This is a genomic window from Halogeometricum borinquense DSM 11551 (genome assembly GCF_000172995.2).
GTDB lineage: Archaea > Halobacteriota > Halobacteria > Halobacteriales > Haloferacaceae > Halogeometricum > Halogeometricum borinquense.
Genome location: NC_014729.1, coordinates 2,463,675 through 2,486,453 on the forward strand (window position 1 = coordinate 2,463,675; position 22,779 = coordinate 2,486,453).

The window sequence follows — 22,779 nt, forward strand, 5'->3', positions numbered from 1 at the left end:
CACCGATCAGAAGCCGCCGCATCTAACTGTCGGCCAGCAGAACGGTTCGACAATGTCGAGTGGGCTAGAACAGCAACTCATCGATCTGTTGACCGTCTTTCTCATCGCGGGTGGCGTCGGCGCACTGTTGGCGAAAATCGGGCGGGTGCCGTACACTATCGCGCTCCTCTTAGCCGGATTCGCCGCCTCCATCGCCGGACTGGAAATCGACATTACTCTCACGCACGACATCATCCTCCTCGTCGTCCTCCCACCGTTACTGTTCGAGGGCGCGGCGACGACGGACATCGACGAGTTCCGGTCGAACTTCTCGGTCATGCTAACGCTGGCAACCGTCGGCCTCGCCGCCTCTATCGTCGTTGTCGGCGTTGTCTCCACGAGACTACTCGGCTACTCGTTACTTCTCGGCCTCCTGTTCGGCACCATCATCCTCCCGACGGACCCCGTATCGGTACTGGCGTTGTTCAAGCAGGTTGGCGCGCCTGAACGACTCTCCGTCCTCGTAGAGGGCGAGAGCCTGCTCAACGACGGCGTCGCCGTCGTCATCTTCTCTGCACTGCTCGCACTGGTCGAAGCGGGCGATAGCGCGGCAGATCTTGCGACGCTAGAGGGAATCGCCGAACTCGCCGGTGGGATCATCTTCTCCGCCGGTGGAGGTGCCATCGTCGGACTCGCAGCAGGCTACCTCATCTACCGGCTGATGGCGAATCTCGACGAACACATGACTGAAATCATTCTCACGGTCGTTCTCGCCTACGGTGCCTTCCTCGTCGCAGAACACTACCTCCACGTCAGCGGTGTCATCGCCACCGTTGCCGCCGGACTCCTCATCGGCAACCGTGGCCGTGAGTACGCCATGTCGCCGCAGACGAAGACGGCCGTGTTCAACACGTGGGAGACGGCGGCGTACGTCGTCAACACGTTTATCTTCCTTCTCCTCGGCGTGAAAACGCCGATTCGACAGATCATCGCCGAGGCGGAACTGCTCTTGCCCGCAGTCGTCCTCGTCCTCGTCGCACGCGCGGTTGCGGTCTACCCCCTGACGGAGATTGCAAACCGGTTCTCGGACGCAAACGTCCCGCGGAACTACCAGCACGTTCTCGTCTGGGGCGGCCTCCACGGATCGATCCCCATCGCGCTCGTCCTCGGACTCCCCGAGGCTGTCGGCCCGCGACAGCAACTCCGCGTCCTCGTGTTCGGTATCGCCGCGTTCAGCCTCGTCATACAGGGACTGTCGATGAAACGGTTCCTCCGCGCCGTCGGCGTCGAGACTTCTGGGAAGGAAGAAGAGCTGTATAATCTCCTCCTCACGCGGGCGAAAGCAGTTGACGAAGCGCTGGATGAGTCCGAACGACTCCACGAGCGAAATCTCATCCGAACCGACGTGTACGAGCGGTTCCAACGCGAGTACGGCCGCGAAAAAGAGGAACTGAACACCGTCATTCGTGACCTGCTGGAAGCCGAACCCGCACTGCTTAAACAGGAACTGTTGCAGAGCGAACGGCGCGTTCTCCACGCCGAAGAGAGCGCGATCACCGACGCGGAGTTGAGTGGCCAACTCTCGACTGAACTCGCAGAGGACCTCATCGCCGAAGTCCACCAGAAACAGGCCCGTCTCGACCGCGGCGAAACGACGGTGACAAGCGACATCGAACGCGAGGGCTACCGAGAGTTCTGGCGCGAACGCGCAACGGCGTTCGGTCTCGATGTCGGTGAGGACGTACTCGACGAAACAGCGATGGAAGAACTCACGGACGAATCGGGGTCGAACACGTCCCCGCTCGACGACGAGACTGAAGGTGCCGGAACCGACTGACGAAGTGACCGACACGCCGACTGACGAAGTGACCGACACGCCGACCGATGAAGTGACCGACACGCCGCTGACGAAGTGACCGACACGCCGACCGATGAAGTAACCGCGTTTCCAAACCCGGCACCGAAGACATTTGTCCTGATAGTGAAACACGGAACCGATGCGCTCCAATCGGTCTTCTCGGCGGCGTGTCCTCGCTGTCGCGGGAACAATCGGGGTCTCAGCCGTCAGCGGATGCACGAACCGAATCTCGACGCTCGCTGACGACCTCGGATCGAACAGCAGTCGGCAGTCGAACGCGACTATCACGTTCCGACTGACCGGCCGGACATCGACGCTCCGCGAACGGTACGTCAAGGACCTAAACGAGACGCGCGTTCCGTGGGACGAAGACGCCCTCGCCGCGGCCGTCAACGGGACACCGTACACGACGCAGTTCACCGAACCGTTTGTGACCCGAGAGCCGACGTGGGCAAAACACAACGGGACGTACTACCACCTCGACGAAGTAGTCGTCGGCGAAGAGAAAGTCACACAGCCGGTGCTTCGACTCAGAGACGAGGGTCGAATCGAAAACGGAGAAGCCGACGCACCGAAACACGTCGAGAAAGGAACGCTCCCCGAATCGGATCAGAAAGCCGTGGAAGTCGCCTACATGGCTGCTCGCGCACGCGGCAACATTGGGGGTGTTCCGTGGGGACTCGTCCAACGCGGCGGCTACGTCTACCGGAATGCGGAAACGGCGAAGGCGAGCGAACTGCTCGACGGTGATGGGCCCGACTACGTCGCCTATCGGGGCCACGTCTGGCAGGTCGAAACGCAGCGTGAGACGTTCTACGAGGCGGTGTATCGTCCGGACGTCGAACCGGTCGCGGAGACAGCAGACGAAATCGAGGAGGTACTGCGCGGACGACTCGTCGGGGCGCGAATCGACCCCGAGTCGCTTTCCCAGTCGGAACGTGACGTATTCCGCGAGGCGCAGAACGGCTACACCGCAGAACATCCGTTCCCCGAGGCGTTCGTTTCGATACTGAAGCGATTGGATGAACGGGCCTACATCGACGGTAACGTGACGAAAGACGCCGGGACGCAGGACTACCCGGAGCATGACGTGATTCGCTACGGAGACGAATACTTCGAGTACAGACTGCGATTGGACGAAGCGAGCGAAAAGTAAGTGCGAACCTGACTGTCGATTCTGCGTTCGGGTCACAGGCTCAGCAGATCTCGTCTCATCCCCGGTCTACGTACTCGGTGTCATAACCCGGTCGGACAATCTGGCTCCATACGTGACGCAGAGAGGAACACCTATCCGTATTTACTCACACATATGCGCACATGAGCGAAGAGACAGAACCGGACGCCGAGGATGTCCAAGTGTCGATGGAGATTACCGGGTCGTACGACGACGTGCTGTCGCGGTTGAGTCCCGTCGAGAAGCGTCGAGACGGTATCGACTCGCTGATACAGGATGTCGAAATCGTTCTCGAAACGCTCGAACGGATGGGCGAGGGAACGCGAAGCGCCATCGCGAAAAACCTCCCCGGAGACACGACCGCAGAGTTGGACGCAGAAGCAGTGGTCGAGTTACTCCACGTTCTCAAACGGTACGACCTCGTCGTCCTCGAAGGGAACACGTGGAAGCCGCGTCAGCGAAACGAGTAACGTCGTTCTCGTCTCGAATCGAGGACTAACGGACCCGCGTTTTTTGTCGATCCGTTTCCGCGAGGGACGACCAAGCCGCTACTTCGAGAAGCGGTCCGCCTCGGCAACTGCGTCGGGCGCGTAGACGACGCCAGCGCCGATGTCGGGGCTACTTTTTCCTTTGCTGAAGCGGGCAGTTCGCTCGATAACGTTCTGAACCTGCTTGGCCGTCAGGTCGGGTGCAACTTCGCGGACGAGGGCGACGAGTCCGGCCACCTGCGGCGCGGCCATCGACGTCCCAGCGTACCACGCGTACTGCGACCCGTCGTTCAGATCCGCGGGCACCGACGAGTAGACGAGGTTCAGCGGGTACGGCCACTCGGTATCCGGTGCTAGCGTCTTCTCCACTGTCTCGTAGCCGCCCCCGGGTGCGCCGACATCGACATCGCTGGTGCCGTCGTTCGAGTAAAACGCTCGTTCGTTACCCGGCCCGGTCGCCGTGATACTCATCGCGCCGGGGACGCTGTTCGGGAGCGTGTAGTAGCCACCCTGTTGGAGGTTCGAAGAAGCGTTACCTGCACTTGCAGTCACGACGGTGCCGCGTTTGACCGCGTTCTGGATGACAGTCTGGTAGGCGACGTGTTCGCCCGACTTGTGCGCTGAGCCTTTGATGACGCCGCCGCCGAGGCTCATGTTCGCCGCGTCGGCGTTCGTCTCAGGCGCGTACTCGATTGCACTCAAGATGTCGAAGTCCGTCGTCGCCAGCGTCGTGACCGTGACGTGCTCTTCTGCCTCGCCGTCGCCGTCTTTGTCCCACGGGAAGTTCTCGACTTTCTTCCAGTAGAACACGCGAAGCGGGACGGCCTCGGCGTCGGGTGCCATCCCGGCAATGCCAGTCGTACCGGTGTTGTTCCCGGTGGAGATGCCCGCACAGTGGGTTCCGTGCGAATCCACGTCGTCGGCCGCCGCTTGCGTGCGCAGTTTCGGTGCGCCGAGGTACGTGTACGACTCGATTTCCTCACTTTCGGGCGGGAGTCGCGCCTGAATCGTCGTATCGCCAGCGACGGTGGGAGTCCCGGTCGGACTCGATATCCCGTCGGCACGGAACAGTTTGCCGTCCGCTGTCGCGGTGGTCAGGTCAGGATGATCCGTCTCGATTCCCGTGTCGATGATAGCGACGCGTCGGCCGGACCCCGTTGCTGTGTCGTGCGCCTGAAACGCACCCGTGGTGTCGTCGTGTTTGTCCCACTGCGTTTCGGCGTACTCGTCGTCCCGCGAACCCTCGGAACTCGTTGCCTGCTTTGCCGGACCGAGCAGTCGATACACCTCGTTCGAGTCCGCGGACTTCACGCCGCTGACGCGTTGGATAGCCGACTTCGATCCGCCGATAACGAGGTGGACGGAGTCGTCCCCGATGGACTTCACTACCTCGAATCCCTCGCGTTCGAGTCGCTTCCGAACACCCTTGCCAGAAGCGGTTACGATGTACTGGTTCCGGCCGTCTTCGGCGCTTGCTGTCCCCATCGCACCGAGTGCGACCGTACTTCCGACAACACCTTTGAGAAGTGTCCGTCTGCTAAGTGATTGTATGACAGAAAACCTGTGGGTAGAGCGACGAGTAAAAGGTTCGTTTAATTTTCCTGATGTTTACTTACCTATCAGACGACTAATAAACGAGACAACGATTAGACGCTATTCGGCCAGACCCAAGTAATCAAAATTGATAACTATCCCATTATCTAGACTGGATTACTAACTATACATATTTCTCTTCCGACCCAATCAGCGCGTAGAATCCATTCTGAGCCACTATTGTGCTGATTATCGATCTCGGCCGGGTCCAACTATTAGAATTCGCGGATTCTCAAATATTAAATACAGGAACCAAGCAACGAAGTTGCAATGTCGTGTGACGTGTTCGTCGGTGACGGACGATGAGCGGCCGACCCGCGGCCGAGAGCGGTGGGACGGCGAGAACGAGCGCGGCCGAGGTGCCACCCCCGCTCCCACCGGACGACGGCGACGCGTGGTATGCCCCGGACGTTCGCGCACAGTACGAAGTTGTCCCCGGCGTCGTCGCCACCATCCGTGACGACGCCCACGGCGTCGGCTTCCGATACGAAGTTCACGAACCGGGGTTGGGCGCACGGGAGGAGGCGGCTCTCGCCCGCGTCCGAGACCATTTCTCCGTCGTGAACCGCCGTCGGCCGCTGACCCGCGAGGGGACCGCAGAACGCGCCGCTGGCGGTGTGCCACCGAAATACCGCCGCGTGTTCGACCGTCTCCTCGACGTGTCGCCAGCTGCTCAGCGACGCATCGAGTACTACGCGCTCTGCGAGTTGCGACTCCTCGGCGAGGTCACGCCGTTGGCGCTGGACGACCGCATCGACGTGGTTGACGTGGGGCGGGACGACGAAGACGGAACACTCGTCGTCCACACCGAGAACTACGCCCCCGCGACGACAGCCTATCGAACGGACGCCGAGTTCGCAGACCGAGTTGCTGGCGAGCGATTGCGCCACTACACGGTCCCGTTCTGCGGATTCGACGTGGACGTGGTTCTCCATCGGGACCACCTCCTCGGCGACGACCGGTTCACCACGAAATACGCCGTACTCGAACCCGACCTCCTTCCGGGCGACGACGAACTCATCGCCGAGTGCAAAGAGCGCATCTGGGAAGCGAACGCCGGAGAGGTCGTCGAAGACCGACGCGAGTTCGTCCGTGAACGCGCCCGGCAGTTCCTCTCGCGCCGTTTGACGGCTAGAAACACCCGCGCGTGGCTCGAAGCCACCGAGTTCCGCGTGCGGACTGCTCTCGCCGAGTACGGGCTTGCGCTGCCGCCCGTAGACCGTCGGTTCGCCGAGGACCGTCTGGACGACCTCGTGTACTACGTCCTCCGCGACTACGTCGGCGAGGGTGTCCTCACCGTTCCCATCCGCGACCCAAATCTCGAAGACATCGAAGCCAACCGTGTCGGCGAACGCGTGAAGGTCATTCCGCGCGCCGGTATCGCCGACGATTCGACCGTCGGCGGCGGCCGCGTTCCCACGAACCTCGCGTTCGAAGACGAGACGAGTTTCGTCAACGTCGTCACCCAGTTGGCGGCCGCCGACGGCGTCGAGTTGAACGCGTCGCGTCCGTCGGCGAAGGTGAATCTCCGACCCGAAGGGATCGAGGAGACGATTCGGTGTGCCGTCGCTCTCCCGGTCATCTCCGAAGGCGGTCCGCACGTTTCCATCCGCAAGCAGTCTGCGGACCCGATGACACCGGTAGACCTCGTCCACCTCGACGCCCTGCCGATCGAGTTGGTCGCCCTCCTGTGGATGCTGTACGAACACCACCGCGTCGTCCTCTTCTCCGGTCCGACGGGCGTCGGGAAGACGACGCTGATGAACGCGCACATGCCGTTCATTCCGTACGACCACCGCCCGGTGAGTATCGACGAAGGGTCCCGCGAGGTACGCCTCCCGCACGAAACGGGCATTTCACTGACGACGCGCGATCACGAATCCGAGTTCAAACGCGTCTCGATGGCCGACCTGATGACCGAGGCCAACTATCTGAATCCCGACGTCGAGGTGATCGCCGAGGTGAACACGCCCGCCTCGTTCGAGACGTTCGCCGAAGTCTTGAACACAGGGCACGGCGTCATCGGGACGACGCACGCCGAAGACATCGAAACGCTGGTCAACCGCGTCGTCGAGCAGGGACTACCTACCTATCTGCTCCGCGAGTTGGATCTCGTGGTGTTCCCGCACCGCGTCGATGGCGAACGCTACGTCGGTGAAGTCGTCGAACTCGTTGACGAATCGGGCTACGACGCACTGCCCCCGACGGCACGGAAGGGAACGGTCGAAAAGGGCGGACAGACGCTCTACTGGAACACTGTGCTGTGGCGGGAGACCGACGGGTCGTTCTCGCTGGCGCACGACCACCCGCGACTCGGAGACGACCATCAGCGACTCTCCCACCGCGTCTTCCACCGTATCGCCGCGGCCACGGACAGGGAAGTCGATGCAGTCGAAGCCGAGTTCCTCCGGAAGCGCGGCTACGTCGAGTATCTCGTCCGCGAAGACGTCTCCGAGTTCGACCGCGTGTTCGGGTTCCTCTCTGACCTCCGGACCGACGAGGCGGCGACGGTCGAACGCGTCCGGCGTCAGATGGCCGAATCAGCGGATGAGACGGAAGACGAAACGGAGGGCGAAACCGATGCGTGAGAGACGTTCAAGCGAGCGAACACGGCGTCACGCACCGACCCTACGCCGACGATCACGGCCGTTCGCCGTCGAACGTGAGGTGAAACAGTGACAGACACAGTCTCCCGGTCGGTAGCCGCGCGAGACGACTCTATTTCGGTTCTCGACCGCGTCCTGTACGCGCTGTTTGCCCGCCACGCGGACGCCTCACGGCACGAACGGGACCGGCGAGCGTACCGCGGCACCGACCTCCGAATCGGGTTCGATCTGTTTCTCGCACGGGTCTACGGTGCCTCGTGGGCCGCGATGCTGCTCGTTGCTGTCCCGATTCCGTTCCTGTTTCTCGCGCTTCCCACATCGACACTGGACGGATGGGTCGCGTTCGCGGAGTCAGTCGTCCCGTTCGCCGGTCGCCTCCCGATTCCGCGCATTCCTCGACTCTTCCTCGGAATCGTCGCCGCTGCCGCGGTCGGTGGCGCGGTAAAACGGAGCGTCGTCGCCCTCGGCGGTCGGTATCTCGGCTGGATCGCCGCCGCGCGCCGGGCGAACATCGACCGGATGCTGCCGGGCGCCGTCCGCTATCTCCACGTTCTCGCCTCGGGGAGCGACGGCCGCCGAACGATGCTCCGGCGCGTCGCCGACACCGACGCGTACGGCGAGACGGCCGTCTCGCTTCGGAAGGCGCTCAACACCGCGGCGATGACCGGGAACATCAACGAAGGGCTCCGCCGCGTCGCCCGCGATACGCCCGCGGAGAACACGCTCGCACCGTTCCTGTTGAAGTTCAGAGAACACGCCGACCAAGGCTCTGACGCCCTGCGAAACTACCTTCGGATGGAGAGTCGAATGCTCGGACACCAACAGGACCGCGCGAGACGCCGTGCTGAGGGTTTTCTCGAACTTCTCGCGGAGATATTCATCGTCCTGCTCGTCCTGCCCGCCTTGCTGGTCATCATCCTGACCGTAATGAGCGTCATCGCGCCCGGCCTGTCTACGACGGTCCCAACGCCCGTCGGAACGACGACGCTCCGCGGCGTCATCGTCTACGGAAGCGGTGCGTTCATCATCGCTGTCGGTCTCGGCGCGGCATCGCTCGTGGCAACGATTCGTCCGCCAGACCAGACGGTGACGTACGCGCGCCCCGAGACGACGGTCGGGATGCTCGCCACGGCGACGACCAACCCAGCGAGTGCGACGCTCGCGTTCGTGCCACTCGGTGTCGTTGCTTCGCTGGTCGCGGCGGCCGCGAAGTCGAATATCGTCGATGTCGTCCTCGCTGGCTACGTCGTCTATGCCATCCCCGTTGGCGTCGTCGCCGTCCGACGTGCCCGCCTTGACGGCGCGAAGGACCGCGAACTGAAAGATTTCGTTCACGCTATTTCCGGGCACGTCAGCCTCGGTCGCCCGTTTCCCGAAGCGGTCGAACACGTCGCTCGTGAGGTCGAGTTAGGTCCGCTTTCCGACGACGTGGCGGATCTGGCGCTCAACCTCCGTCTCACGTCGCCGAACACGGGCACGGACGAGGACCTCCGAACCGCCGCGTTGGACCGGTTCGTCGAGCGCGTCGGGACGCCGATGGCCGAACAGACAATCGGACTCGTCATCGGCGCACTCGACGCCGGAAGCGACACCGGAACGGTGTTCGAGACGCTCCAATCCGAGGTTGGCCGCCTCTACCACGAGAAACGAGCGCTCCGCTCCGGGATGTTGGTCTACGTCGCTGTCGGATGGACCACCGCGCTGCTCGTCGTCGGAATCACGGTTGCCACGGGCGCGCACGTCTTCGATGGATTCGCGCAGTTATCGTCGATGTCGGATCTCTCCGGCGTCGCCATCGATCCGCGCGCTGTGGACCTCGAACGCGACCGGTACCGAATCTACGTGACGACGCAGGCGACGATGCTCGCGTCAGGGTGGTTCGCCGGTGTCGCCAGTAGAGGCCGCTACGAGGCGCTACTCCACTCGGGTGCGCTGGTTGCCGTCTGCTACGTCGTCTTCGCGGGGGCCGGACTGATATGAGCCGGAACCAGCACAGCGCGACCGGAACTCGACGTGACCGCGCCCAATCCGCTATCGTCGGTGTGGCTCTCCTGCTCGGCCTCACCGTCGTCGGCATCGGCATCCTGACCGCCGCCGCGGGGACGGTCGTCCAAGAGGGTGCATCGACCGCCGCGACAACCCGCGTCGCTGGTGGACTGGACGACGCACTCGACACCGGCACGGCGGCGGAGACGGAGGCAACTATCCGTCTTTCAGGTGGGACGATGCGCGTCACGAACCGAACTGTCCGCGTCCTGAACGACTCCGGCGTCGCGTGGTCCGGGCACACTGGAGCGATTGTGTACGAATCCGGCAACAAGCCCGTCTCAGCCGTCGCGGGGGCTGTCGCGGTCGGTAACGGAGACCGTAGCCGACTGGACGCACCGCCGAGTATTGCGCCCGCGAACGGGACGCTGTACGTCGGCGTTCCAGTCCTGAACGCCTCCGGAACCGACGCCGTCTCCGCCCGCGAGACGACAGTTCCGGTGACGCTTCGGACCACGCCGACGCACGAGCGACGACTCCTCTCTGCAAACCGCTACCGTGTGGCCGTCGAAACGGCGGCACCCGGTGCGTGGGAACGCCACTTCCGCGACCAAGGGGCGACCACTTCGCGGCGTGATTTCGACGCCGATGGAACGCCGAGCGTCGTCGCCGACTTCCCGGGACGGCGAACACTCCACCTCGTCGTTCACGACCTGCGACTCCGGATGGAGGTGGGCGCGTGAGCGTTCGACGGAGATGGTGCGGTCAGCGCGACGGACGCACCCCAAAAGGCCGCACGGATCGCGCGCTCTCTCCGGTCGTCGGGAAAGCGCTCGAACTCGGCATCGTCGTGCTGTTTATCGCCCTCGTAACGACGACGTTCTACGGCGACGTGATCCCCGGCTACCGAACGACGGCCGCCGCCGAGGTGGCCGAGCGCACAGTCGTCGATGCCGCAGCGTCAGTCGAGGATGCGGTGCCCGAGCGAACGCATCGCATCGACCGCCGCGTCGCCGTCTCGCTTCCGGCGACAATTCGCGGCGACCCGTATCGTCTCCGTGCGACTTCGCCGGCAAACGAGAGTACGACTGCGTTAGTTCTCGAACATCCAGACGAAGGCGTCGGTGGGCGAGTAACGCTCTCGTTCCCGGTGCGCGAGGTGGCGGTGTCGGGGACGTGGCAAAGTACGAGCGAATCGTGGGCCGTCGTCAGCAACGATGGGGGTCGTATCGTGGTGACACTGGAGAACGGACGGAACGCCGCTTCTGGCGTCGTGAATGCCGTCGCGGGAGGTGCGCCGTGACGACCGAACGCGGGCAGGCAAACCTCATCGGACTCGCCGCCGCGCTCGTCCTCCTCGCCACGGTAACGACGGGAAGCGTCGCCCTCGCCTCCATCGCACTCGCAGACGCTGACACCGACTCCGAGACGCGGCACGCCGCCGAAACGCTTGCAGACCGATTGGTCGCCGCCGACGCCGACCACACGAGACGGGCGAACGCAGTCAGCGAAAACGCGATTCGTGCGCTGAACACGACGGCGGTAGACCGACTCGCGCCCTCGGTACGCAACCGTTCGATTCGCATCCGATTGGGTGACGAAGTTCTTGTCGAACGCGGCGACCCCGAGAAAACGACGGTTCGTCGTCTCGTCCGAGTCGAACAGTACGAACGCCGAACGACGACGGTTGATCTCGTGACGCAGCGGAGCGTGTCGCTTCCGGACCGAACCGAGACGGTCGAACTCGACATCTCGACCGACGGGACGACGACGCTCACGACGGTCCGCGCGAACGACCGCATCGTGCTTCGGGACCGGAGCGGTCTCTCCGGCACCTACGAGTTCAAGGTGGCGCGCGTCAATCCGCCGCAACTCGAGTTTACGACGGAAGACGGCGTGGACGGAACCGTCACCGTGACGTGGACGGAAACAACCGCGACGGTCGAACCGCTGGAGGTGACCGTCGGTGCATAGCGACCGGGCACAACTCGCCACGCCGTTGATCGAAGTGACGGTCGGAATCTTCCTCATTCTCGCCGTCGCGCTCGGATTCGCGCTCCTTCCCGTCGAGACCGAGGAGACTGCGACGCTCGACCGAACGGCGTCGGACGCGCTCTCGGTTCTCGCCGCCGAACCGCCGGAGGGAACGGGACCGAACCGGATTGCCGCTGCCTGTCGGTCGGAATCGGCGTTCGAGACCGAAGCGGACGAACTGGATAGCCGACTGCGTGCGATACTCCCCGACCCGCTCTCGTACCGATTGGCGACGCCGCAGGGTCACGTCGGACAACCTCGCCCGTCCGGCATCCCAGCGGGAACAGCATCGTTCACTACTGACGGCTGTACGGTGACGCTTTGGGTGTGGTACGTATGACCCGCGACAGGGGGCAGGTGGTCCTCCTCGCGGCCGTCGTCGTCGCCGTCGCGCTCGTTCCGATGGCCCTCGCGTACGCGCAACTGGGATACGACACCGGGGGCGACGAACCCGCCGCTGGACCCGGAATCGACGGCGCGAGACGGGCGCTTTCGTCAGCATTCACCGGCGCGGCCGTTCAGACGGATGGCGCATACCACTGGAGCAACCGGGAGGCGGCGGTTTCGACGGTGCGAGACGACATGGCCGACGACGTGACTCGCGTCGAGAACGCAGCGGCCGCCACAGACCGCTCGCTCGTCGTCTCGTACAACGATTCGGAGGCGACGGGATGGGCAGTACGGAACTGCCCTGATGGGCGCGGGCGGGAGTTCGGTCCGTGCGAAGTCGAAGACGGTATCGTGATTCAACAGCGTGCCAACGAAACCGCAGTCGTCGCCGCGGCGCTCGACCTCGACATCGTCGCACCCGACGAGCGAACGAACGCGACGGTGGTCGTGCGGGCGGTGTGACGACGAGTGTCCCACACCAGGACCCACGATGGTGTAACTTGCCATCCAGTCGGGGACGACAGAGACAACGTACAATCTCGGCAACGGGACAAGTATACCGATAGAAAACAGGCCGCCACGAGTGCTGGGAGCCGCCTCACCAGTTCGACCGCCCCCACCCGATGAGGTTCGAGAGCGACCCGCCTCCGGCAGAGACGTTGTGCTTTGCAATCTTCCACGGGAAGTGATACTCTTCTTCGCCGCCGGAGTGGGTCCCGACGACGTACGGCGAACCGGACCACCATCCGAACACCGGTCCGCCGGAGCCACCGCCGCTTGAGTCTGCTCGGTACTCCAACTCGACGCCCGCGCCGTCGTTGTCGTCGTCGATGATCGGATACCATGTCACTCTGCTCGGTCGCTGACCGCTCGCAACCGCGCCCGGATATCCGACTTTGGTCCAGTAGTCGCCGTCCTCCCAGCTATCGTGGTAGGTCTTGTACCCGAAGTATCCGAACGTATCACCGAGCGGCGTGTAGAGCTTCAAAACGGCCATATCATCGCCTTGGCTGTGATTCTCGTAGCCGCGGTACGCTTGGACGTACGAATTGACTGACCCGCCGAGCCGTGATGAACCGTCCCAGTACGCGGGGACGAACCGCATCATCCACGGATCCGAATCCCACGGAACAACGTGGCTTGCGGTGAGGACGACGTTCCGACCGACGAGAGCCCCGGTTCCCGACCACGCGGGTCCGCCGGACGGATCGGTCCAGGCGTATATCTTCCCGGTACATCGCCACGGGTAGCCGTCCGGAACGAACACTTGGCGGTCGTCCGAACCGAGGACGTAGTGTGGGGTGACCGACTCCCCGTCTCGACGCCTGAGCGGCTCATGTGACCGTGGGGTCCCGATTTTCGGGTGGTATCTTATCCCGTCGTCGTCCGGGAGATACGGATCGAATTCGTGTTCGAACCCCGCCTTACGGTTGGGTGGATCCACGGCCTCACCCGCTTGACCGACCCGTCCGACCGCCATGTCCTCGTCGAGATCAACACGGGCTACGTTCTCGAACTCCGTCTCTCGGATAGACAGTTCTTCGACTCTCTCGGTGGCAAACTCCGACCGCTGCTGCTCTGTGAGCGAACTCAGATACAGTGTCGGCTCCCGCAGCGTAGCGAGCGCTTCGGGGTCGATCTGCTCTGGTTCGTTGTCTAACTCGACGAACTCGTCCGCGAGCATCGGTCGGTCCGATTCGGGTATGTTATTTGCCATCATTGATCACACATAGTGAGAAGATATGAAATGGAATAAACATGATGGGCGCGCCGCACATTCCGGATTTTCCGTCTGACCGCTGTTTACATATCAACCCGCTGTTTTTCGCGCCTTGCTAGTGACATACCAACATGGACAATATTGACAGACAATCGAACAGAAACCGAGTGCTGAGCGGTATCGCCGTTCTCGCCGCCGGGTTACTGGTGGCCGCAGCGACCGGTGCGTACCGGGCGTTCTCCTTTCTCGCCATCGGTCTCCTTGTCGGGACGATCGCCGTGGCGTCGGTGGAGCGAAACGTCCGTGAACTCGACTTCGCACCGTACAACGGGCTTGTCATCGGCTGGACAGCCGTTTTCACGGTCGGATTTACGGGTATCTGGATGTTGTGGGACCCGGGCGTAACGTCGTACACGTACGTTCTCGGGCTTCCGACTCCGACACTCGTTTACGCCACCTGCATCTGGCTGTTACCGATTTTAGGCGCGTTCTACTATGCGTTCGTCTTCGACGAAATCGGTGACGACGACATCGTCGAGGGAATCATGACGGACGCGCGCGAGGCGCAGCGCGGTCAGAACATCCCGCTCGGGCAGGAAGTGAAGGCCGATGGAAGTGGTGGCTCCGCTGGGACCGAGATGACCGACGGAGGTGAGGACTGATGGAACCGACACCGATGCAGGCGATACCCATCGCTGACGACCCGTTCGTCCTCCTGTTCGGCAGTCTGTACATGCTGTTAGTCCTCGGCATCGGCGTCTGGGGCTACATGCAGACGGAGACGACGAGCGACTTCCTCATCACGGGCAAAAGTATCGGAACGTGGGTACTGGCGCTGACGGCGTTCTCGGTCATCCAATCGGGGTTCGGCTTCGTCGGCGGCCCCGAACTCGTCTACTCGTTCGGCACGACGGCGCTGTGGATATTCTTCACCGCGCCGCTCGGGTTCATCGTCACCTGGGTCCTGCTGGCGAAACGGATGCGACTCCTCGCTGACATCCGCGACGTGATGACGCTGGCCGATGGCATGTTCGTCCGCTACGAGAGTTCGTGGATGCGCGGCCTCACCGGCGTCGGCGTCCTCATCGGCGTCGTCGCCTACCTCGCAACGAACCTCGCCGCCCTCCAGTACGTCATGCGCGCCATCTTCGGTCTGCCCGTCATCTGGGGTCTGTTCATCGGCGCGGCCATCCTGCTGCTGTACAGTATGCTCGGCGGGATGATCGCGGGCGTCTGGACCGACTTCGTGCAGGCGCTCACGATGATCGTCGGGTCCGTCCTCGTGTTCGCGTTCGCGCTGTCGTTCGGCGGCGGGATGACGAACATCTCACAGAACCTCGCATCCGCAGACCCGGCGCTCGTCTCGCCGTTCGGCGCGATGAGCGGAGCCACCGCCACCATCTTCGTCGCCCTCGGATGGTGGATTCTGTTCTCCATCGGCGCGGCCGGACAACCGCACCTCATCACGAAGTTCTACATGAGTCGCAACCTGAAGATTCTGCGCTGGGGCGCGCCCATCGCGGCCGTCACGTACGCCGTCTCCAGTCTACTTGCGTTCTCCACCGGCCTCTCGATGCGCGCGATGGTCGAGGCCGGACAGACCGCGGCCCCAAAGAGCGCCTCCGTCGTCGGTCCGGTGTTCGTCCTCGAACACACGCCGGGCGTCGTCGCCGGACTCATCCTCGCGGCGTTGCTCGCGGCGATCATGAGTACGAGCGACTCGTTTCTCAACATCGGCGCGGCCGCCGTCTCGCGCGACATCCCGCGCGCACTCGGGCGTCCCATCGAGGACGACCAGACGGAACTCCGAGTGACGCAGGCGGCCCTGGCCGGGTTGACCATCGCCTCGACGCTCATCGTCTACTACTCAGACGCGCTGGTCGGTATCCTCGGTACCATCGGTTGGGGCTTCTTCGCGGCCGCGTTCTTCGCCATCGCCGCGCTCGGTCTCAACTGGAAAGGAGCCACCCGTGAGGGTGCAGTTGCGGCCATCGCCATTGGACTCGCTATCAACCTCCTGTACAGCGCAGTCCCGCGAATCGCATCCACCATCGGGATCGACGGTCTCAGTGAGTCCGTCATGGGACTGTACCCGTTCCCGTCCGGCTTCCCCGTCGGCACTGTGGCCCTGCTGGCCGGTATCGTTTCCTTCGTCGCCGTCTCGCTGGCGACGCAGGACAGACATCTGGTCCCCGCTGACATCGCGGTCCTCCTAGAACGATGACGGCCGAAATCGAACCCATGGACAGAGACGACAGCACGGGTGAGGAAAGAACGAGTGAGACACAGGAGACTCCCGAACGAGTCCACCTCACTCGGTGGTTCCGGCAACGCCCCACGTCCCTCGAGTTCTGGGACGCCGTCGTGACGGACGACAGCCTCGTCTGGTGCTTCCTCGGCGAGTCGTTCAAGTCGCTGCTTCTCCGCGCGGACGTGAGCGAGTACAGTCGCAAGGAGGTTGAAAACTGTGCGAACGACGGACTCCCCGAACTGAGCGAACAAAACATCTCGGTCCCCCTTTCGGCCCTCCAACGCATCGAACTCGACACCGGGGCGCGCTTCCGCCGATCCAAACTGACAGTCACGTGGGAACAGACGGATGGAGACGGTACTGTCACGTGGGAACTGTACGGAACAAGCGACTCGGACCCGCAAGTAGAACTAGTCGAATCACTCGCGGCAGACGACCGCTTCTCGCACGTGGACGTTCACATCCACCGGCGATCAGGACTGCTGTAGGTTAACACGCTTCTGATTTTCGCGCTGTCGTTGCTCGCGTTCGTGCTGTGTGTGTTCGTGTGGCTTCTCACGCCCGGTCGTGAGCGCAGTTTCATCGATTGTTTCGAGCGTCTCGACGACGCTTCCGAGGACCTTCTTTTCTCCCCGACGGAGGTTCTTCGAGACGCTCGTTTTCGAGACATCGAACTCCTCGGCCAGTGTTGTCAGTGATGCGTCCCGCGGTGTCTCGAAGTACCCCGCCTTGACGGCTTTCGAGAGCGTCTCCTGTTCGACCCTCGAAAGGTTCCGACAGGTATCCAAGTAGTCGGTCGCCACGTCGATGTTCTGAACCACGTCGAGGTAGTCTTCCAACGAGATGGAGTTCCGTGCCTCGACGGAGTAGTCGTTCTCGCGTTCGAGGTCCGAAAGCGCCTCGTCGGCGTCCTGGGAGGTGTCGAAACCGACGTTCCACAGTTCGCTTCCGTCCCGAATCTGGAACGGCCCGGTGATGTAGCCGTCGTGCTCGCGGATGACGCGCATCGCGTTCGTCTCGTGAATAAACGACTTGATGACCGCCGACTCTCCCTGTCGGGAGAGGAGGTCGAATCCGCGCATCCCCGGTTGTTCCTTCAGCGAACTCAACCCCTCCGTGAGCGCGCCGCGACTCGCCCCCGTGACGAGGATGCGCGTCTCCAACGCCTCGCGCGCGGGGTCGAAGTCCCAGTGCATCGTGTGGAACGAAACATCGACGTCGTCGGTGACGGCGATGTACGGGCAGTCGTACTGCACCATGTCCATGGTCATCGAGAGCATTATGCACAGTAGTTCGCTACAGACCTATGAACGTTGAGGCCGACCCGATTCACATGTGAACCCGGCGTTATTCGCAGGCAGAGAACGAGAATAAAAGACATGCGCGAGGCAGAGACAGACGCAGACGACCGTATCGAACCGCCGACGTTCGACCCAGCGGATATCCTGTTCGTGGACGACGACCACTTCACCACAGAAAACGTCGCTGTCATCACAGGTGCAGGGTCGGGAATCGGTCGCGCGACGGCCCTCGCGTGCGCGGCGAACGGGCTCACCGTCGCCGCAACGGACGTAGACGGCGAGGGCCTGACGGACACACAAGAGAAAGCTGCCGAACACGACCTCTCGGGAACCGTCGTGACCGTCGAGGCCGACCTCGCCGACGACGACGAACTGGAAGGAATCGTCGAGACGGCCGCCGACCACGGCACGGTGCGCTATCTCGCCAACGTCGCCGGACTCCAGCACATCGATCCCATCGAGGAGTTCCCGATGGAGCAGTACGACCTGATGCACGATGTGATGCTTCGGGCACCGCTGTATCTGTCGAAACTGGTCGTCCCGCACATACGAGCGACGGACGACGGCGTCGGCGTCGTCGGCAATATGGCGTCAGTCCACGGCCACTACGTCACCGGCGACAAAGTCGGATACAACGTCTCAAAGTTCGGTCTTCGCGGCCTCACACAGTCTATCGCGGCGGAAGGTGACGGGTCTCTTCGGTCGTTTTCGGTCAGCACCGGCTACGTGAAGACGCCGCTCGTCACGAACCAGATACCAGATACGGCAGAGCAACGCGGGATCTCCGTGGACGAAGTGATAGAAAACGTGATGCTCGGACAGTCGCGCACGAAGGAGATGATGACGCCGGGAGAGGTGGCGAACCTGTTCGTCTTCGGCTTCTCGAAGCACGCAAAACATCTCAACGGAGGCGACTTGCGCTTCGATGGCGGGATGACGCTGACGTACGAGTAGCCGGCAAAGCTCACGAACGAATAGCTGGCAAAAAAGACGGTGAGATCCGTTAGGCGTCGTCCGGAACCGCGCCCATCTGTTGGAGCGCGCTGTGGGTGTCCTCTCGGTCCCAGATTTCGACTATTTTGCCGTCCTCGAAGCGGAACATCGAGATACCGGGATTGGTCTTTCGTTCGCCGTCGGGTTCGATGCCGTCGTACGGTTCCTCGAACGTGCCGGAAACAGTCCACCGTGACGCGCCACCGTCAGCCTGCGCGACGATATCGTGAATCTCCACTGAGAACCCGCTGAAGGAATCGTGAATGTCCGTCAGTCTCTCTCGGAACGCCTCGATACCGTGCGTCTCCTCGCCATCGAAGGCTCCGTGTACCACAACTTCCTCGGCTAACACCTCGTCTGCCGCCGCAAGGCCTCCTTCGGTAATTTCGTGGTAGCGACGTATCTTCTCCGCGTTACGACGACTCTGCTCTGGATCGTATTGTGTGTCTGTCTGCATACCGTCTCCTCTCACGGATTTCGCGTCTGTGTTGAATCCACCATCAGGACGGTCGGACTCGGCGAGAAACCCACCACAGATACGGCACAAATGATGATTATAGTTTCGGCATGTCGTGACAGTTGGTATATGGAATCACGAGGAGCTGTTTCACACAATATTGAACGTGGTGGCCCACAAAACGGGTGACAACAGCCGAACATTTGTTCGCATAGCGCCGTTATACTGCGATATATGTGAACTAAGGACGAACAGTCCGTCGATTCGGTGGGAATATATGCGGGAATCATAACGGTCAAATATGCCTGTTCAACCAGACGGAACGCTCCTGTATCCGGTCGTCGGATACCTGCTTCTTATGGGCGTTATCGCAGCGTGGTCGTACGGCAACACTGATAGTGTGGATGACTTCATGCTGGCGGGCCGGGGACTCGGAACCGTCATCATCGCGGGGACGTTGCTCGCCACGTGGATGGGTTCGGGGAGTATTACGGGGAGTACAAACTCACTCGCGTACTCGTACGGACTCTGGCCGGCCGTCCTGTCGGGAACGTCCGCACTCGTCGGTATCGGCGTACTGTGGTTCCTGTCGTCCCGCATTCGGGGCTATGACAAGTACACGATTCCCGAAATCCTCGGTGACGGAATCGGTAAGGAGGCGAAGGCGATTGGTCTCGTGACCATCGCAGCGGCGTACGTCGGCATCGTCTCGTACCAGTTCACCGGCTTCGGATTCGTCCTCAACGTCACGACGGGCATTCCGGTCGAGACAGGGACGCTCATCGGTGCGGCCCTCATCATCATTCTCGCCACGACCGGCGGCCTGATGTCGGTCGCTTACACCGACGCGATCAGTGCGCTTCTGATGGCCGTCGGCCTCATCGTCGGTCTGCCGTTCATCCTCTCCAGTGCGGGCGGTGTGGAAACGGTCACGTCGAACGTCTCCTCGTCGCCGTTCGGTTCGCTGACCGGACTTCAGTTCCTCGGCTACTGGGCACCGGCACTACTCCTGATTCTGGCCGACCAGAACATGTACCAGCGTATCGTCGCTGGTGGCTCGAACGAAGAAACGGATCACGGTATCGGCATCTGGTTCATCGGCGTCGCGGTGACGAGTACGATTATCCCAGTGATCGCCTTCGCCGCCCGGTCGCTATTCCCGGACATCGAACCCGGCATGGCGATGATTGCGATGACGACCGTCATTCCGACGTGGATCGGCGGTATCCTACTGGCGGCCGCAGCGGCCTTCGTCATCACCACGGGGACCTCGTACCTCCTCTCGGCGAGTACGAACATTTCACAGGACCTCTACCGCGGGTTCATCAACCCCAATGCGTCCGACAAGCAAGTGTTCTGGATGACCCGAGTGACCGTGGTCGTCCTCGGGGCGTTCGCATTCGTGCTCGGACAGTACTTCCCGACGATTCTGTCGCTTCAGATGCTCGCGTACACGGCCTACGGCGCAACCATCACTCCTGCGCTGTTCGCCGTCTTCCTGATGCGCGGCCACCTGACGAAACTCGGCGGCGTCTCGGGGATGGTGGCCGGATTCTCCGCCACGATCATCTGGTCTCGGGTACTCGCAAAGCCGTTTGACCTGAACGCGGTCATCGTCTCCGCGCCGATTGCTGCAATCGTGATTATCGCCGTCAGCCTCGTCACGGGATCGACGCAGTCGCAGGCTGTCACTTCTGGTCAGGACTAACGCGGACAAATATTCGCTGACGGCGTTTTATTGCGACGTGCCGCGGTGGACATTCGGCCGTAGCGGCAACTCGGTCGCCGAATGTACTACTGTGGGGCGAACCGCCCTCGTTCACGGGAGAGAATCCGCTCCCAGAGCGTGAACAGGGCGCTATTCAGTTCGTACCGACGGTTTACGTCGCGCGCCCACACGTCGTCTGTGAACAAGAGGTGTTGGAACCGCCGAACGGTCGGCGTCAAATCATCCATCGTTTTCTCACCAACGTAATAGGCAACAGTCTCCTCACGGGTGCGAGCGACTAACTCCGGCGGTACCGGGAGACCGCACTCGGTGGCGACGTAGTCGAACCACTCCAAGTGCGTGATCGCGTCGGCAAAGGCGAATCGATCAACGAATCCTGACACCCGATCAATCGCCGGGCTTCCTTCATAGAGTACGTCCCGCGGACGACTGAACCGCGGGAGCGACACGTGATCCAGCGTATCGGCGTACTTACGGGCCACGCGTCGAAGTCGCCAGTCGGCGTAGTGCGTCGGCCCGGTCAACGCCAGTTCGTACCAAAGCGGGGTCCACTCCAAAAACGGCGGACCGAACGCGGCGTCGGCGAGTAAGTCGGCGACGATGGTCTGGGCAACTTCAACGGCCACATCGCCACCGGTTCGGTTGGCACGCATCGCCGCCTCCGCCTCGTCAGCGAGCGCAGGAAAATCGCCCGTCGGAAACCCCATCCCTTCCGCAACCCGGATAACGTAATCCGCGCCAGGCCGATACCAGTCAGCGAAGTCCGCAGGAGTCCGCAGTGGGGCGAGTGCGAGAACGGTCACATCGGCCCTTTGGCCTGCGATGGTATAGGTAATCCGACCTGACTAGTCATCTGTCCAATTGGTCAGTCAGACCCCACTCTTCGGCACGCGACTGCGCTTCCTGTCGTGCCTCGGCCTTGATGGCCTCGATTCGGTCGGCGTCCGCAAGGAACTCCTCGACCGAACTCTGTTCGTCCGCCAACCGATGGTCGGGCGCGGCATCTCGGGTCCGCTCTGCGAGTTCCGGGTCGGCCGCAAGGCGGTCCGCCGGTCGCGCAGGCGGAACGCGACACGTCTCGTCCCGATGAGCGACAGCCACGTCCTCAGGGTCGAGTTCGAACAGTTCGACGCGGTAAGGTCCCGCGGCGTCGAGCGCCGCGAGAGCGTCGGGACCGCCGCGGTCCGTCGCGGCGTCGTAGGCGAGAACCGGAACCCCCTCCTCGAACGTCAGGACAGTTGCGTCGTCGCCACCACCGAGGAGCGACCCCTGTGGTTCGAAGACGACGTATCCGGTAAGTTCTCGGTCGAGCACCGCCGCGAGCGTTTTGTCAGCATCGCTCACGACGCGTGACTGAAGGAGATCACCCTCGGGAATCCGAAACGGTGAGTCCGACTGCACGGTCACACCCGGTCCGGAAGCACGGCACTTCGGAAGCGGTCCGCGACGCCCGCCGCGTCACCGTCGCGCACGTCGAGATTTGCGGCCGCCTCGTAGAACGCGTCGGCCGCCGGATCCTCGGGTGCGTGGGCCAAAAGCGGTTCGCCCGCCCGTCGCGCGGCCCTGACGGCGTCGCTCTCGGGGACCGACGCCAGCGTCGTCCCGCCGAAGTAGCGCGATGCCTGTTCTGCAATGTTCTCTGTGTCCTCGTCGGGCCGGACGCGGTTGAAGAGGACGCCGGCCGTTTCAGTGCCGTAGGAGCGAGCGTACTCCTGTACCTTCAGTCCGTCCGAGAGGGATGGAACGGTCGGTTGGAGGACCACCACGACTCGGTCGGCGAGAACGACGGGGAGAACGGCGCTTTTCGATCCGAGCGCGGCGGGTGAGTCGAGGAGGAGAACGTCCGTGTCGGCGGCGAGTTCAGCGACCACTTCGCGGAGTCGGGCGGGGTCGGCCGCCTCGAATGCGGCGAGACTCGTCCCGCAGGGGACGACAGACATCCCGAAACGGTCGTAAACGGCGTCTTCGACGCTCGCATCGTGCCCCTCGACTAAGAGGTCGTGGAGCGTCACGTCGGCGTCGTCCAAGCCGGTGTGAAACAGGAGGTTCGCCATCCCCGTGTCGGCGTCGATAACGGTCACGTCGTACGTCTCGGCGAGAGCCATTCCGAGCGCCAGCGTACTCGTTGTCTTACCCGTGCCACCCTTCCCGCTGGCGACGGCGAACGCTTCGACCATACTCGCGCCTCGCGGTTCCCCGGGTTAAAGATTCGGACACGCG

At 62.6% G+C, this 22,779-nt stretch carries 22 protein-coding genes; 15 read left to right on the forward strand and 7 right to left on the reverse strand.

What is annotated here, in order from left to right:
- Positions 1-52: 52 nt before the first annotated feature.
- The 3 genes from HBOR_RS12440 to HBOR_RS12450 all read left to right on the forward strand — a co-directional run bounded on the left by HBOR_RS12440 (position 53) and on the right by HBOR_RS12450 (position 3,481).
- The gene (locus HBOR_RS12440; protein WP_006056409.1) at positions 53-1,816 is read left to right on the forward strand and encodes a Na+/H+ antiporter; all 1,764 of its coding nucleotides are present in this window, start codon (positions 53-55) and stop codon (positions 1,814-1,816) included.
- Between the two features lie 160 nt (positions 1,817-1,976).
- Positions 1,977-2,993, forward strand: a complete 1,017-nt coding sequence (locus HBOR_RS12445; RefSeq protein ID WP_006056407.1) for a hypothetical protein — start codon at positions 1,977-1,979, stop codon at positions 2,991-2,993.
- Between the two features lie 161 nt (positions 2,994-3,154).
- Positions 3,155-3,481 (forward strand): hypothetical protein, encoded by a 327-nt coding sequence (locus tag HBOR_RS12450; protein WP_006056406.1) that lies wholly within the window; start codon positions 3,155-3,157, stop codon positions 3,479-3,481.
- A gap of 78 nt (positions 3,482-3,559) precedes the next feature.
- On the opposite strand, the gene HBOR_RS12455 is transcribed toward HBOR_RS12450, so the two are convergent.
- Positions 3,560-4,984 (reverse strand): S8 family peptidase, encoded by a 1,425-nt coding sequence (locus HBOR_RS12455; protein WP_006056405.1) that lies wholly within the window; start codon positions 4,982-4,984, stop codon positions 3,560-3,562.
- Between the two features lie 410 nt (positions 4,985-5,394).
- Here HBOR_RS12455 and HBOR_RS12460 point away from each other — a divergent pair, with 410 nt between their 5' ends.
- The 7 genes from HBOR_RS12460 to HBOR_RS12490 all read left to right on the forward strand — a co-directional run bounded on the left by HBOR_RS12460 (position 5,395) and on the right by HBOR_RS12490 (position 12,570).
- The gene (locus HBOR_RS12460) at positions 5,395-7,680 is read left to right on the forward strand and encodes a type II/IV secretion system ATPase subunit (RefSeq protein ID WP_006056404.1); all 2,286 of its coding nucleotides are present in this window, start codon (positions 5,395-5,397) and stop codon (positions 7,678-7,680) included.
- 87 nt (positions 7,681-7,767) lie between these two features.
- Positions 7,768-9,678: a type II secretion system F family protein gene (locus tag HBOR_RS12465; protein WP_006056403.1), complete on the forward strand. Its 1,911-nt coding sequence runs from the start codon at positions 7,768-7,770 to the stop codon at positions 9,676-9,678.
- Entirely contained in the window at positions 9,675-10,427 is a 753-nt protein-coding gene (locus HBOR_RS12470) for a DUF7289 family protein (protein WP_006056402.1), read from the forward strand. Before HBOR_RS12465 ends, HBOR_RS12470 begins: the two co-directional genes overlap by 4 nt.
- The gene (locus HBOR_RS12475; protein ID WP_006056401.1) at positions 10,424-10,987 is read left to right on the forward strand and encodes a DUF7266 family protein; all 564 of its coding nucleotides are present in this window, start codon (positions 10,424-10,426) and stop codon (positions 10,985-10,987) included. The genes HBOR_RS12470 and HBOR_RS12475 overlap by 4 nt, the downstream gene beginning before the upstream one ends.
- Positions 10,984-11,658 carry a DUF7263 family protein gene (locus HBOR_RS12480; RefSeq protein WP_006056400.1) on the forward strand — a complete coding sequence of 225 codons (675 nt, stop codon included), beginning with the start codon at positions 10,984-10,986 and terminating at the stop codon, positions 11,656-11,658. The genes HBOR_RS12475 and HBOR_RS12480 overlap by 4 nt, the downstream gene beginning before the upstream one ends.
- Entirely contained in the window at positions 11,651-12,058 is a 408-nt protein-coding gene (locus HBOR_RS12485; protein ID WP_006056399.1) for a DUF7262 family protein, read from the forward strand. The genes HBOR_RS12480 and HBOR_RS12485 overlap by 8 nt, the downstream gene beginning before the upstream one ends.
- Positions 12,055-12,570, forward strand: a complete 516-nt coding sequence (locus HBOR_RS12490; protein ID WP_241432420.1) for a DUF7261 family protein — start codon at positions 12,055-12,057, stop codon at positions 12,568-12,570. The genes HBOR_RS12485 and HBOR_RS12490 overlap by 4 nt, the downstream gene beginning before the upstream one ends.
- Before the next feature lie 136 nt (positions 12,571-12,706).
- Here HBOR_RS12490 and HBOR_RS12495 read toward each other — a convergent pair whose 3' ends face one another.
- Positions 12,707-13,825, reverse strand: a complete 1,119-nt coding sequence (locus tag HBOR_RS12495; RefSeq protein ID WP_241432419.1) for a trypsin-like serine peptidase — start codon at positions 13,823-13,825, stop codon at positions 12,707-12,709.
- Between the two features lie 134 nt (positions 13,826-13,959).
- Here HBOR_RS12495 and HBOR_RS12500 point away from each other — a divergent pair, with 134 nt between their 5' ends.
- From HBOR_RS12500 to HBOR_RS12510, 3 genes are read left to right on the forward strand one after another with little or no spacing between them, the layout of a single operon-like run.
- Entirely contained in the window at positions 13,960-14,490 is a 531-nt protein-coding gene (locus HBOR_RS12500) for a hypothetical protein (RefSeq protein WP_006056396.1), read from the forward strand.
- Positions 14,490-16,052 (forward strand): sodium/proline symporter, encoded by a 1,563-nt coding sequence (locus HBOR_RS12505; RefSeq protein ID WP_006056395.1) that lies wholly within the window; start codon positions 14,490-14,492, stop codon positions 16,050-16,052. The genes HBOR_RS12500 and HBOR_RS12505 overlap by 1 nt, the downstream gene beginning before the upstream one ends.
- Positions 16,049-16,567, forward strand: coding sequence for a hypothetical protein (locus HBOR_RS12510; protein WP_006056394.1), 519 nt, complete (start codon positions 16,049-16,051; stop codon positions 16,565-16,567). Before HBOR_RS12505 ends, HBOR_RS12510 begins: the two co-directional genes overlap by 4 nt.
- Here HBOR_RS12510 and HBOR_RS12515 read toward each other — a convergent pair.
- Entirely contained in the window at positions 16,553-17,359 is an 807-nt protein-coding gene (locus tag HBOR_RS12515; protein WP_006056393.1) for a helix-turn-helix domain-containing protein, read from the reverse strand. The two genes, HBOR_RS12510 and HBOR_RS12515, sit on opposite strands and share 15 nt — an antisense overlap.
- Before the next feature lie 99 nt (positions 17,360-17,458).
- On the opposite strand from HBOR_RS12515, the gene HBOR_RS12520 reads away from it, so the two are divergent.
- Entirely contained in the window at positions 17,459-18,334 is an 876-nt protein-coding gene (locus tag HBOR_RS12520; RefSeq protein WP_006056392.1) for an SDR family oxidoreductase, read from the forward strand.
- Positions 18,335-18,383: 49 nt separating this feature from the next.
- Here the strand turns inward: HBOR_RS12520 and HBOR_RS12525 are convergent, their stop codons facing one another.
- Entirely contained in the window at positions 18,384-18,830 is a 447-nt protein-coding gene (locus HBOR_RS12525) for an ester cyclase (RefSeq protein ID WP_006056391.1), read from the reverse strand.
- Positions 18,831-19,131: 301 nt separating this feature from the next.
- On the opposite strand from HBOR_RS12525, the gene HBOR_RS12530 reads away from it, so the two are divergent.
- A complete protein-coding gene (locus tag HBOR_RS12530; protein WP_006056390.1) occupies positions 19,132-20,538 on the forward strand; it encodes a sodium:solute symporter family protein in 1,407 nt (468 codons plus the stop codon).
- Between the two features lie 86 nt (positions 20,539-20,624).
- Here HBOR_RS12530 and HBOR_RS12535 read toward each other — a convergent pair whose 3' ends face one another.
- Genes HBOR_RS12535 through HBOR_RS12545 form a run of 3 tightly spaced genes read right to left on the reverse strand, consistent with a single transcriptional unit; the run spans position 20,625 to position 22,736 of the window.
- Positions 20,625-21,362, reverse strand: coding sequence for a hypothetical protein (locus HBOR_RS12535; RefSeq protein WP_006056389.1), 738 nt, complete (start codon positions 21,360-21,362; stop codon positions 20,625-20,627).
- Between the two features lie 46 nt (positions 21,363-21,408).
- Positions 21,409-21,966, reverse strand: a complete 558-nt coding sequence (locus HBOR_RS12540) for a hypothetical protein (protein WP_006056388.1) — start codon at positions 21,964-21,966, stop codon at positions 21,409-21,411.
- Positions 21,963-22,736, reverse strand: coding sequence for a nucleotide-binding protein (locus HBOR_RS12545; RefSeq protein ID WP_006056387.1), 774 nt, complete (start codon positions 22,734-22,736; stop codon positions 21,963-21,965). Before HBOR_RS12545 ends, HBOR_RS12540 begins: the two co-directional genes overlap by 4 nt.
- Between the last annotated feature and the right edge of the window lie 43 nt (positions 22,737-22,779).